The organism is Streptomyces sp. NPDC004561, assembly GCF_053602155.1.
The window spans coordinates 1-12,082 of the sequence record NZ_JBSGDB010000271.1; the positions used below are offsets into that span (position 1 = coordinate 1).

Sequence of the window (12,082 nt, forward strand, 5' to 3'; positions counted from 1 at the left end):
GGCGCGGATGTCCTTGAGCTGGGCGGACTGCCGGCCGTATCGCACAGTCGTCTTCGAGGCGTGCCGCCAGGCATCGCGGCGTTCCTGCAACGCGGCGTTGTACAGCGAGCAGTGATCACGCAGCATCTCCGCGAGCGCGCCTTGCTGGCCCGCCGTGGGCCGCATGAGGAACTTGTACGCACGGATCATCCAGCCCACCCCCCTCGGTCCTTGGGGTCAACATAGTGCAGGCCACTGACAGTGCAGCGGGCTCCGGCGGTGCGCGCCTACGGTTCGAGGATGCGTTTCCCTCCCCGGCTGAAGCCGGGTATACCCACGCAAGATCAACGGATGGAGCCTCCACAAAAAACCTGTTGGAGAACCACGGCGACCACTGCTACCTTTCCGGAGGCCGTGCGAGAGAACGAGGAGGTGGTACCCGTGAACGCAGTATCGACATGGGTGCTCCCCTCCGGGGTCACGGTCGGACGCTAGGTCGTCCGGGAGCGCCACTCAAGAGCACTCCCGAAAGGCACGACCATGCGATTCACTTCCGAACAGCGCCTCGACGACGGCGTCCTGGAACGCGAATTCACCCTCGGCGAGATCCCCGGCATCCTGTGGACGCCTGGATCCGCATCCGCACCGACGCCGCTGATCCTGCTCGGTCACTCCCCGCTCGGACTGCAGAAGATGTACCCCCGACTGGTGGCCCGGGCCCGGCACACCGCGGCGGATGGCTTCGCCACGGCCACCATCGAGCTCCCCGGATGCGGTGACCGGCCCCGATGGGCCGCCGCCGAGCAGGCCCGCGCCGACCTGCGCCGGGCGCTGGCGGCCGGCGAGCCGGTCGGCGACGAGATCATCGACGCCCTCATCCTCCCGCTCGTCGAAAAGGCGGTCCCGGAATGGCAGGCCGCCCTGGACGCCCTCCTGTCGCTGCCCGAGATCTGCGGCCCGGTCGGGTACTCGGGGGGAGTGATCTCCATCGGCGTCCGCCTTGCGGTGGTCGAGCCTCGCATCTCGGCCGCCGTTCTGTTCGCCGGGAGTCTCGTGCCTCGCGCCATGTTCGAGGAGGCCCGCCAGGTCACCATTCCGCTGCACGTCCTGTTGCAGTGGGACGACGAAGGGAACGACCGGCAGGCGGCCCTGGACCTGTTCGACGCCTTCGGCACCAAGGAGAAGACCCTGCACGCAAACATGGGCGGCCACACCGGCGTCCCGCAGTTCGAGGGGGCAGCCGCGTCCCAGTTCTTCACCCGGCACCTGAAGTGAGGCCGGGCCGCCAGGCCACCAGCAGAAGGTAGGCCGTGTGGGCCAGGATGCCTCTCATCGAGGACAGCTCCCGGCCCTCCTCGACGGCGGCGGCCAGCACAAGCACAACCGCCCTGATCGCACCGAACGCCGATCACAGACCGAAGTGTGCACTACACAGGGCTACTTGGGGGCTTGTCGCAGCTCCTGGCGGGGTAACAAGAGCCGCACCCAAGAGCGATGGCGTCTCCCCGAGTCTGGGGAGACGCCATCCTCTTCGGTTGGTAGGCCTGGTTGAGGGCCCTGGTCAGCTCGCGATTCGCCGCTCGCGAGGCCTCCAGATCCTCCTGGCCCCCGCGAGCCTGAGCTTGAGGTCGCCCTTTGACAGGAATCCCTCCAGATCTGCTCGCCCATCAACTGCGACACGCAGACCGTCACCGTTCCAGCGACCAGGGCGGCCGCCGAACGCTGGGTGAGGCCGACCGGCCCCTGAGCGCCGGTACGGGGCAGGGGCACCGCACCCTCCACGTCATCTGAGGGCATCGCCCCCGGCCGTCGCCCTGACCGCGATACGAGCACATGTTCGCAATTGGTTCCGATTCGCTCAGCGGCCACGTAACGGCCTCGAAAGCGACCGGCCGACACGCCAGAGACCACAGCAACAGCCTCGTACGCCGGGACACCGAGGCATCAGCAAAATACAATTTGAGTATCTATGTCTGCTATTGCTGGCAAATGAAAGGTTATGCCATGGAGGGTATCGCCGACATGGGGGGCACCCAGGGTTGGGGTCCCGTTCATCCGCCGAACCACGATGAACCCGTCTTCGCTGAGGACTGGGAACGCAAGGCATTCGCGCTGGCGATTCTCTCCAGCCGCGTCGCCTGTGGCGGCGTCAACACGGACGCCTTCCGGCACGCCTTGGAGCGCCTGGACCGGGCCGCCTACCTGGACGAGGGCTACTACGGGCGCTGGCTCAACGCCGGTCAGCTCATGCTCACCGAACACTCCGTCCTTGCGCCGGGCGCGATCGAGGCCCGCGCCCGCAACCTGCGTGGCGAACATGTGGAGGAGCCGCCGGCGCCCGAGCCAAACCGGCCCGACTACGCCCCCACAGCCGAGGGCTCACTGCGCTCCGTGGACGCGGCTCCGGCCTTCGGCGTGGGCGAGCGCGTACGCGCCAGCAGCAGGTCCGTGCCCGGGCACACCCGGCTGCCCGGCTACGTCCGGGGCCACACCGGAGTCGTGGACGTCGTCCAGCCCGCCCATGTGCTGCCGGACACCAACGCGCACTTCATGGGCGAGAACCCGCAGTACGTCTACTCGGTGCGGTTCGACTCACGCGAACTGTGGGGCGCCGACGCCGACCGCTTCGCCCTCACCGTGGATATGTACGAGAGCTACCTGGAGACCATCGCATGACCACCACAGGCGGCCCGGACGAGACCCCTTCCGTGGCGCTGCGCACCGAGGCGCTCGAACAGTTGCTCACCGAGCGCGGCCTGATCGACCCGAAGGTGATGAACGGGATCATCGCCAACTACGAGACCAATGTGGGCCCGCTCAACGGTGCCAAGGTCGTCGCCAAGGCCTGGAGCGACCCCGACTACCGGCGGCGCCTGCTCGAAGACGGCACCGCCGCCATCAAGGAACTGGGCTTCTCGGGACAGCAGGGCGAGCACATTGTCGTGGTGGAGAACACCCCGGCCACCCACAACGTGGTGGTGTGCACGCTGTGCTCGTGCTATCCGTGGCCGGTGCTCGGCCTTCCACCGAGTTGGTACAAGGACTCAGCCTATCGTGCACGGGTGGTCAGGGAGCCGCGCACGGTGCTGGCAGAGATGGGACTCGAACTCGACGAAGGCGTGCAGATCATCGTCCGGGACTCCACCAGTGAGGTGCGCTGGCTGGTCCTGCCCGAGCGGCCGGCTGGCACCGAGCATCTCAGCGAGGAGGAACTCGTGCCCTTGATCACCAGGGACGCAATGGTCGGCGTGGCCAAGGTGGCGGCACCATGAGCGCGCCGCTGGACATAGAGGGTTCGGCCGCACCGCCCCGTTCCAACGGTGAGCTGGTGTTCGCCGAGCCATGGGAGAGCCGCGCCTTCGGCATGGCCGTCACTCTGTACGAGGCCGGCGCCTTCACCTGGTCGGAATTCCAGGCCGCGCTGATCGCCAGGATCGCCGCCTGGGAAGCCTCGGCGAAGCAGGACGAGCCGTACAAGTACTACCAGCTCTGGCTGGCCGCTCTGGAGGACGTGCTCGCCGGCCTGTGCACCGTGTCCAGGCACGAGGTCACCACACGCGCCCAGTCCCTGGCGGAACGTCCCCCGGGCCACGACCACCGGGACCCCGACGACCACTCGCACTGACTCTCAACGCCTTCACGGCGCAGGTGTTGGGTCAGGATGGCGGCATGACGACCTGGTTCCGTACCTACTACGAGGACGAAGATCTGTGGCTGTATTTCGAGGCCGACGACGACGGCTGGGCGGCGCGTCACATTGAGGTCCGTGGGAGCGACTCGCGGCCGGTGACGGCTGCGTCTTTGGCAGAGGTGCTGCACTTGCGTGATCATGCCGATCTCGCGGCGATGGGCCGCTATGAGCGGCAGTACGGCGTTCTTGCGGAGGGCCCACTGGACGGTTGGCAGGGGCAGCCCCAGGCTGCAGAGATCTCCGCGGCAGAGTTCGAGCAGCTGTGGACTGACGTCAGGCGGGCTCTCGGCGATTCAGCCTGATCTCGGAGGACGCTGCGGAAGCCGGGCCTGATCCCGGTTCCCGACGGGCTCCTCGAGTACTGCTGGCGGTGGCTCAGCTGGCCTCGCCCCACTGCCCGCACTTGGCGTTCGGCGTTGAGCCGAGAAGGAGACCGCCTCGACACCAGGGGGGCGAGGATGGCGTCGAACCGCGATCCGTTTGGTCACCGCGTAGAGCTGTGTGCCCCGGACGGAGCAACGCGCCCGGCCCGCCGTGCGACTGCTGCGCGACGTGCCCGCAAGCGATCGGCGCCCTTCACTACTTCGGCGGCTGGCGCGCCTTCGACGAAGACGAGTCGATTCGTACTGCAGTCGACGCACCGCACGCCACGGCCTCCCGACCTGCTCACTCAGGTCCCACTCGGCTTCGCATGTGCCGCGGATCGGAAGAAAAGACGCAATCTTGTCCATATTCTCACCCTCCACTGCACGTCGCCTTTCATGCCGCGGTTACCTTCCCAGCAGAATCAAGATCAGCTTTGCAGGCAGGAGACCGGTGCGGTGAAGCAACGCAACACAGGCGGCAGGTTCCACGCCCCGCTGGCCAGCGTGCTCCTGGCCCTGTCGGTAGGCGGCTGCAGCACGAACGGTGACAACGCAATCGGCCCCGCGTCCACCACCGCCGGCGGCACGCCCGGGATCGGCTCGCACGTCATGGCTGAGCCCGCCGCCTGGCACAAGTGGGGTCTGACACCGCTGGCCGCGGCTCCCGAACCCCCGGCGGACAAACCCATCAAACTGTCCGCGACCGGCCCGGTTCCGGTCTTCGCACACGTACCGACATCCCAGAAGGTCGTCTTCATCACCATCGACGACGGACTGGAGAAGGACCCCAAGTTCATCGAGATGATGCGGGACCTGAAGATCCCGATCACGATGTTCCTGATGAACGACGCCATCAAGGCGGACTACGGGTACTTCAAGCCACTGCAGGCGATGGGCAACCACATCCAGAACCACACCCTGCACCATCCCGCGATGAACACCATCCCACTGGCCCGCCAGAAGGAAGAGGTGTGCGGCGACCAGAAGATCCTCACCCAGCAGTTCGGCACCGCCCCGCTCCTCTTCCGGCCGCCCTACGGGGCGTACAACAACAACACCAAGATCGCGGTGGGAGCGTGCGGACCGCGAGCGATCGTCTGGTGGCGCGAATCCATGCAGGTACGCAATATGCAGTACCAAGTGCCAGGCAAGAAACTGCGTCCCGGCGACATCATCCTCGCCCACTTCCGCGGCCCCGCGGAACTCAAGGGCGCCACCATGACGGAGATGTTCGCGAATCTGCTCAAACGCATCCGGGAACAGGGCTTCGCGGTGGCCCGCCTGGAGGACTACATCCAGCCGCCGACCGGACACTGAACGGCCCTCCCGACATCCATGGTTGGGGCGCCCGAGACCTGACTGTCGTCCATGCGCACCGTCACGAGCCGGACTTCCCGACCACACGATCCTGCTGGCTGCTCAGTTCCCCCGGCTGCGTCCCGGGGGTAGGGGGCGTCGTGATGGCTCTGTGGTCCAAGCGGCCAAGGTGGGCCACTGACCGGTCCGAATCCGGCCGACCGTGGCAAGCCAGGATCAAAATCCACCTGATGACCGACCGCATCGGAGTGCCCCTGTCGCTGGGTATCTCCGGCGCCGACGCCCACGACACGGCCAGCAGGCAGGCGTCGGGTGCGGGCTTGGAGAAGGCGACGTGTTCGCGGGCGACGACGATGTCGAAGACCTCGACGAGGCGGGTACTTCCAGGCCGGCTCGAACCATCTGGCCGTCGAAGGCTGAGGCCACAGCCATGGGCACGGCGGCGACCAGGAGGCGGAGCCCGCAGGATGACCGGCTCGCTCACCCCCTTCCCGCTCGGGCCGTGGATCGCCGACGCCCGATGTGGGATGAGACACTTGACGGAGTGTTCGTCCGCTTGGGGTCCATGGAGCCTCGTACGATGAGCCAATGATGTCCAGCGCTCGCACCGGCTCCGAGGCGAGCTCTGCGCGCTGGATGTGGCTGGTCCTGGCCCTGGTGGCGGGGGTGCTGGGAATGCATGTCCTGTCACCCGCCGGTATGCCGGCTGCGGGCCAGCACGACGTGATGATGTCGGCGGGGTCCTCAGGGAATCACTCCACGCTTGCCCAAGGTGTCGGTGGAGACTGCCGGCAGCTGTCTGATACGGGCAGCGGTGGCATGGTCATGGACCACGCCGGAGGAACATGCGCGGCGGGCGGTACGTCTACTGCGTACGTTCCGCCCGCTCTGACACCCGCTCTGACCGCTCGTGTCGAGCCTGCGGCGACCGCCGGCAGCGGCCCGGCCCCTGGGGCGGTTGACGGCCGCGCACCGCCCGATCTTTCCGAGTTGCAGCTCCTGCGGATCTAGAGGCGCCTGCACGACACCTTCCTGACGGGGTGGCGTGCTCTGGCCTGCCTGAATCCGTTATTCCCGCGCGTGGGCGCGGGCGCTTCAAGGAGTTGTACCTCTCATGGCATCCCGCCGTTCTCTCATCCGCCAAACCGTTGCACTGGCCACTGCCGCCACCGCGGCGGCGGTGCTGGCCGCCTGCGGCAGCAGCAGCGATTCCTCCTCCTCATCCCCGTCGTCGGCCTCCACCGGTCACGGCATGGGGGCGATGTCCTCCGCCGACCCGTCGGGCACCGCTTCTGCCGCACAGGGCAAGCACGACGCGCAGGACGTGTCGTTCGCCCAGGGGATGATCCCGCACCACCGGCAGGCCGTGGCCATGGCCGACCTGGCTGCCTCGCGGGCGAAGTCTCAGCAGGTGAAGGACCTGGCCGCGAAGATCAAGCAGGCGCAGGATCCGGAGATCAACACCATGTCCGGCTGGTTGAAGTCCTGGGGCGAGAAGGTCCCGGACGCCGGCATGTCCGGCATGGAGAGCATGCCGGGGATGGACCACTCCGGCTCGTCGATGCCCGGGATGATGTCGAGCGACGACATGGGCAAGCTGAAGGGCCTGTCCGGTGACGCCTTCGACAAGGCGTTCCTGCAGATGATGATCAGCCATCACCAGGGCGCGATCGAGATGGCGAAGACCGAGCAGGCCAAGGGCGCCTACGGGCCTGCCACGACGATGGCGAAGTCGATCGTCACCTCGCAGTCGGCCGAGATCACCAAGATGAACAAGATGCTCGGCAAGCAGTAGATCGTCAGCCGGGCCTGGCCCGGGCTCGGGGCAGTCGTCGAACGGGCACCCCGAGCCCGGGCTGGTCCCAAGTCCCAAGTCCCAAGTCCCAAGTCCCAAGTCCCAAGCAACAGAAGCATGTCGATCACCGCGATCGCGGTGACGAAGGCGTCCGCCAGCGGCAGCCTGCTCGCGTCGGCCCGCACACCCCCCACGGGGAGCGTCCGTGCGCCTGCTGCAGCATGCCCACGGCCAGGTAGACGCTGATCACTCGCGAAACGAGGGCCGTCAGCCCGGGGGTGAAGAGGCCCGTGCCGGAGCCGAGTTCGAGACACGGCCCGTCGGGCACGGACCGCCGCGGGTGAGGGCCTCGCGTAGGGGGTCGTCGCCGCCGGTGGCGTGGGTACTGTCCCAGTCGGCGGTGAGCTGGTCGAACAGGTCGGCGACGGACTCGGCCGCTTCGGCGCTCCTCGGCCGTCGGCCGGCGCCTGGTCACGGGCGGCAGTCACGCTCGTACTCCACGTTGGGCGCGGTACGGCGTGGATCGGCCCGGGGCCGAATCAGCTCTCCACCCGCGAGTGGAGAGCCGCCTTCAGATTATTGAAGAGGGGGGCAGGCCAGCGGAGGCAGTAGAAAAAGATGGTCGTTCAAATCCGCTGAGTCGAGCCCACTGTCTGTGCGTTTGCGCAGTCAGCCTGCCGATGCGGCGGATCATGGAATCGGCTCAGCCCGTGGCGTGGGCGCCGGTCCGCTCGCGGCGCTTCCTCCGGTGCCGGGACACGATGCCGGCACGCAGCGCGGCACGCCCGAGAAACAGGTGGCCGCCCATGAACAACAGCTTCACGAGGATGAGGACCAGGACCGCGTTGGCGGCCCAGCCGGTCCACTTCGCGTCAGCCAGCACCGCGCCGCCGATGCCGAGGTGTACCGCGACGATCAGTACCCCGCCTGCCACCAGGCCCAACGTGGCTCCCCGCGAACCGCGTCTGCCCCCCGCGCCGGGGGATCCGCCTTCCGTGTCGCGCTCTTCCTGTGGCAGAGCATCGGTTCCGACTCGCCGCCATTGCACCTGCAGTCCGTCGCGCCGGCCGATCTTCTCGATCCGCGCGCCAATCCCGTCCTGGAGACGTCGTAGCGCCTCCTCGTCGTCGGCGGTGACGCGCAACGTGAGCGTGTCCGCGGTGGCGTCCAAGGTCCACTGACCGTCGGCGAAGCGTACGGTGCCGTGGGTGTCGGTGTAGTCGACCTGCTGGACCTCGGGCTTCATCCGGCCCACGCCGTGACCGCCGGGCGGCCGGTGACGTATGCGATCCATCTGGCGCAGGTGGCGGCAGAGTTGGACGAGGTAGCGGCTCGCGCGGTCGGTCGCGAGGTGGGCTTCTGCGGTCGGCATGACCGCTCCTTTCTCAGGTACGGGGCACTGCGTCACAGGCGGGTCAGGCAGGTGCGCCAGCCGCGGATCCCGCCGGCCAGGGCAGGCAGGGAGCTGTCGACCGTAACCGGGTCGATGGCGTCGATCAGCCAGCCGTCCGCGAACGCGGCACGGATCTCGTCCGGGGTCACTCGGTGAACGCGCCCGGAGCGGTTCGGCGGCTCGTCGCAAAAGGAGAGCAGGAAGCACCGCCCGCCCGGCACAGTCACGGCACGCAGCCCGTCGACGTAGCGGGAGCGGTCCTGGCCGTGGAACCCGTGGAAGACCAGGGAGTCGAGCACTGTGTCGAAGCGCTCCCCCATTACTGCCAGGTCCAGCACGTCGTACCGCAGAAAGCGCGCAGCAAGGCCGCGTTCCCGGGCCTTTCTTTCGGCCGCCGCCAGGGCCGTGGCGGCGAGGTCGACTCCAGTTGCCTCCAGGCCCAGCCGGGCGGCCATGAGGGCGTGCTCGCCGGTCCCGCAGCCCACATCGAGTACCCGGCCGGAGAGCAATCCGCTCTCGGCGAGGTCGAGGAGGGCGGGCTGGGGACGACCGAGCTCCCACGGCGGGCGGGCCGCATACAGAGCGTCCAGAGACTGCGGCCCGACGCGGGTCGGTGCGGCGGCATGGGTGGGGAGCGCGTCGGACACGGGAACCTCTCCTCCTCGTCCGGATCGATACCTCCAGCTTTATCGATACACTTTGTCTTAGTCAAGGCAGAGTGTTTCTGCATCGCCATTGCGTATCCTTGAGCCATGCCGAAGCTGTGGGACGAGACGATGGACGCGCATCGCCGCGCCGTGCAGGACGCGGTCCTGGAGACCACCGTCGCGCTCGTGGCCGAGCACGGCCTGGCGTCAGTGACGATGTCGCAGATCGCGAAGGAAGCCGGGATCGGGCGCGCGACGCTGTACAAGTACTTTCCGGACGTCCAGTCGATCCTGATCACCTGGCACGAGCGTCACGTCGCCGCCCACCTGGGCCGGCTCGCCGAGGTACGGGACCACGCCGGCGGACCCGTGGAACGGCTCGAAGCGGTCCTGCGCGGGTACGCACACATCACGCACAAGCGACGCCGGGACGGCGAGATCGCCGCCTTCGTCCACCGGGACCAGCACGTCGTCCAGGCTCAGCAGGAGCTGCACAGCTTGGTGCGCGACGTCATCGCCGAAGCCGCCACGGTAGGTGCGGTCCGCGACGACGTCTCTCCCGGCGAGCTGGCCGACTATTGCCTGCACGCGCTGTCCGCCGCCGGAGGGCTGCCCTCCGAGGAAGCCGTCCACCGTCTCGTCGACGTCACACTCTCCGGACTTGGGCCGCCGCACTGACGAAGCCGAACCGTGAGTCATCGCCGACGGTCGGCCTGCCGTTCTCCGAATCGTGGCCCCAACACCCGGCTCGCGTTCGGCAGACGCGGTGGAGCCGGGTGGCCCCGAACTCCTCAGACGAAGAGGATGCACACTGCCGATCCGCCCTGGACGCGGTGATGACACGGCGGCCTGGCGCCCCGTCATGGACGAACTGCACGCCGCCGCTTGCCGACAGTACGGATCGAGGACGGCGCTGGGCCGCATCAGCCTGGGTGGACATCCACGTGCGCTGGGACAACCTGGACGCCGCGATGAGCGTCGGACACGACCTGCCGGCAGGACCGGACCCAGCGCCGGTTCACAGCCGCCTCGCGGGCACTCGACACCGGCAGCCACTGCAGCCGCTGGACCTCAGAGGCGGCACACCCGCAGTATGGCCAGTTGTACGGGCCATGCCGTCGACAACGGCGCCTGCGAGTGGACGACCTGTTGCTGACCCAAATCAAGCGCAGCCCCAGGCGGACAATCCCTGGATGGCCGCCAGGCGTCTGGCCACGGCGATCTGTTCCCGGCGCGTGGCGAGGTCGGCCCGGCCCGCATACTTCAAGCCACCGGCCGCCACCCAGCTGGACTGCCTGAACTGCAGTCCGCCGAAGTATCCATTGCCGGTGTTCGCCTTCCAGTTGCCCCCGGACTCGCACGCGGCGATGGCGTCCCAATCGGCACTGAGACGGTCGGCGGGCAGGGCGGTCGCCGTCGGCCCCGTGGTGAGAGCCGCGACGGCTGCCAAGGAGAGCAGGGCCGCACGCGGTACCAGCGGAGTGGTGCGACGACTCGCGATCACGTCGATAGGGTTTTGGCGAATCATGCGCAGACTGTCACATATGATGAACTGTTAGTAGTGCAGACTCGCCGTAAAGCCGTGACCGGGCGGCCATGTAACGCAGTGCGAAGGAGACCACAGCGGCCTTCGAGCATGAAGGGATGCGTCCGGGCGGAGGAAGGCAGTCAGGCGGATTCGTAAGTGTCAGCCTGCCCGGCAACCACCACGCTGCCGCCAATCCGCGGCCCGCATGGCGTGGTCGCCAGAGGACGGCTCAACAAGGGCACAGCCGGGACGGCTCCCGCGCCCAGCTCGCCGTGCACGCGGATGGGCGGGTGCCGCTGCGTTCCAGGCGTCCGAGCCGCAGCCGACGCGGCCGCCGATGCCGAGCACCTCTCCTGGTTGGACGCGGAAGCTGATCGGTTCGCATGCTCCGGCGCGCAGGTCCGTCACCCCGAGGGCCGGCACTGCGTCGTTGTCTCGTACGGGCGATTCGGTCCGGGTGGTGAGAACGTCCAGATCGCGGCCGACCATTTCACGGGAGATCGCGGCTTCGCCGGCGTCCGCGATCACATGCTGTGCGAGCAACTGCCCGTCATTGAGGGTCGCGACGCTGCTGCAGTGCTGCATGGTCGGTGGCTCTTTCCACCCAGTCCCTGACGTCTCACAATGCCACGCCACCGCAAGGGAAATGAACGGAATGAATTATCACGTCCGTCCGAGAGTACGGCGAGCGGCGCGGGGACCGGGCGTCGAGGACGAGGTGGGCGCCGTCGCCTCTGTCGGCCGTGTTGTTGCGCAGTTCGCCGAGTCGGCGGGGGCCGATACGTGGCCGTGTCGGCGGACCTCCCGGGCGAGGGACCAGCACAGTCCGGCGGCCGGGGAACCGTCCGGCTCGTCGGCAGCGAGTTCCACGAGCACCGTAGCCGGGGTGACGATGTCGTGTGCGGGCTCCAGCGCTGCCAATGTACCCGGGCGCCCAAGCGGCGATCGCATACCGGTCCCTCAGAGCGTGGAATCAGTACGGCGTGGGCCGCGTTCCGCCGGCCGGAGACGTCGGGGTCACGGGCCAGGAGCCGGGGGTCGGTTCCGGCACTCCCCTAGCCACTACGTTGGCCCGCGGGTGCGTGGCCAGATGAGCGGCAAGCGGTCAGCCGTGCGGGTGAGGGTCCGTAGCGGTCATGCGGCGCGACCTGGACAAGGATCGGCCCGCTCCCCGGCTGGGGCTCCTGAATGCCTGTAGGGCACAGCGCCTGATTCGGCGTGCGTGGAAGGTGTCGAGGGGACGTCGCCCCAGTGGCTCTGTCCACAAGAACGGGCTCTGGTCCACTTCGTGTGGTCGCGTACGTAGGGTGACTGTTGATCTTCGCGTGATGGCGGTTGAGTTCGCCCGAAAATCGCTCGGTTGGATG

14 protein-coding genes and 1 pseudogene are annotated in these 12,082 nt (G+C 68.0%); 10 read left to right on the plus strand and 5 right to left on the minus strand.

The features are described from left to right. Positions 1-189: helix-turn-helix domain-containing protein (locus tag ACWEN3_RS29140; protein WP_452976684.1), on the minus strand; the 189-nt coding region annotated here is incomplete at its 3' end. 330 nt (positions 190-519) lie between these two features. On the opposite strand from ACWEN3_RS29140, the gene ACWEN3_RS29145 reads away from it, so the two are divergent. From ACWEN3_RS29145 to ACWEN3_RS29185, 9 genes and pseudogenes are all read left to right on the plus strand, one after another. Beyond that, a complete protein-coding gene (locus tag ACWEN3_RS29145; protein ID WP_452976659.1) occupies positions 520-1,254 on the plus strand; it encodes a dienelactone hydrolase family protein in 735 nt (244 codons plus the stop codon). A 729-nt stretch (positions 1,255-1,983) separates the two neighbouring features. Beyond that, positions 1,984-2,655 (plus strand): nitrile hydratase subunit beta, encoded by a 672-nt coding sequence (nthB, locus tag ACWEN3_RS29150; protein ID WP_452976661.1) that lies wholly within the window; start codon positions 1,984-1,986, stop codon positions 2,653-2,655. Continuing rightward, positions 2,652-3,251 carry a nitrile hydratase subunit alpha gene (gene nthA, locus ACWEN3_RS29155; protein ID WP_452976663.1) on the plus strand — a complete coding sequence of 200 codons (600 nt, stop codon included), beginning with the start codon at positions 2,652-2,654 and terminating at the stop codon, positions 3,249-3,251. Before nthB ends, nthA begins: the two co-directional genes overlap by 4 nt. Continuing rightward, the gene (locus ACWEN3_RS29160; protein WP_452976665.1) at positions 3,248-3,604 is read left to right on the plus strand and encodes a nitrile hydratase accessory protein; all 357 of its coding nucleotides are present in this window, start codon (positions 3,248-3,250) and stop codon (positions 3,602-3,604) included. Before nthA ends, ACWEN3_RS29160 begins: the two co-directional genes overlap by 4 nt. A gap of 44 nt (positions 3,605-3,648) precedes the next feature. Next, complete coding sequence (locus tag ACWEN3_RS29165) at positions 3,649-3,972, plus strand: hypothetical protein (RefSeq protein ID WP_452976667.1); 324 nt, start codon at positions 3,649-3,651, stop codon at positions 3,970-3,972. A gap of 519 nt (positions 3,973-4,491) precedes the next feature. After that, positions 4,492-5,352 carry a polysaccharide deacetylase family protein gene (locus ACWEN3_RS29170; protein ID WP_452976669.1) on the plus strand — a complete coding sequence of 287 codons (861 nt, stop codon included), beginning with the start codon at positions 4,492-4,494 and terminating at the stop codon, positions 5,350-5,352. 171 nt (positions 5,353-5,523) lie between these two features. Continuing rightward, positions 5,524-5,645, plus strand: a pseudogene (locus ACWEN3_RS29175) (IS5/IS1182 family transposase); the annotation flags it as partial. A gap of 343 nt (positions 5,646-5,988) precedes the next feature. Then, positions 5,989-6,363, plus strand: a complete 375-nt coding sequence (locus tag ACWEN3_RS29180; protein ID WP_452976686.1) for a DUF6153 family protein — start codon at positions 5,989-5,991, stop codon at positions 6,361-6,363. A 103-nt stretch (positions 6,364-6,466) separates the two neighbouring features. Then, positions 6,467-7,147, plus strand: a complete 681-nt coding sequence (locus tag ACWEN3_RS29185; RefSeq protein WP_452976671.1) for a DUF305 domain-containing protein — start codon at positions 6,467-6,469, stop codon at positions 7,145-7,147. Positions 7,148-7,850: 703 nt separating this feature from the next. Here ACWEN3_RS29185 and ACWEN3_RS29190 read toward each other — a convergent pair. Next, a complete protein-coding gene (locus tag ACWEN3_RS29190; protein WP_452976673.1) occupies positions 7,851-8,519 on the minus strand; it encodes a DUF2218 domain-containing protein in 669 nt (222 codons plus the stop codon). A gap of 32 nt (positions 8,520-8,551) precedes the next feature. Continuing rightward, complete coding sequence (locus ACWEN3_RS29195) at positions 8,552-9,187, minus strand: class I SAM-dependent methyltransferase (RefSeq protein ID WP_452976675.1); 636 nt, start codon at positions 9,185-9,187, stop codon at positions 8,552-8,554. A gap of 105 nt (positions 9,188-9,292) precedes the next feature. Between ACWEN3_RS29195 and ACWEN3_RS29200 the strand changes: the two genes are divergently transcribed. Beyond that, positions 9,293-9,865 (plus strand): TetR/AcrR family transcriptional regulator, encoded by a 573-nt coding sequence (locus ACWEN3_RS29200; protein WP_452976677.1) that lies wholly within the window; start codon positions 9,293-9,295, stop codon positions 9,863-9,865. A gap of 484 nt (positions 9,866-10,349) precedes the next feature. Here the strand turns inward: ACWEN3_RS29200 and ACWEN3_RS29205 are convergent, their stop codons facing one another. Together ACWEN3_RS29205 and ACWEN3_RS29210 are read right to left on the minus strand one after the other, a co-directional pair. Beyond that, positions 10,350-10,715: a transglycosylase family protein gene (locus tag ACWEN3_RS29205; protein WP_452976680.1), complete on the minus strand. Its 366-nt coding sequence runs from the start codon at positions 10,713-10,715 to the stop codon at positions 10,350-10,352. A gap of 159 nt (positions 10,716-10,874) precedes the next feature. Then, positions 10,875-11,300, minus strand: coding sequence for a hypothetical protein (locus ACWEN3_RS29210; RefSeq protein WP_452976682.1), 426 nt, complete (start codon positions 11,298-11,300; stop codon positions 10,875-10,877). Between the last annotated feature and the right edge of the window lie 782 nt (positions 11,301-12,082).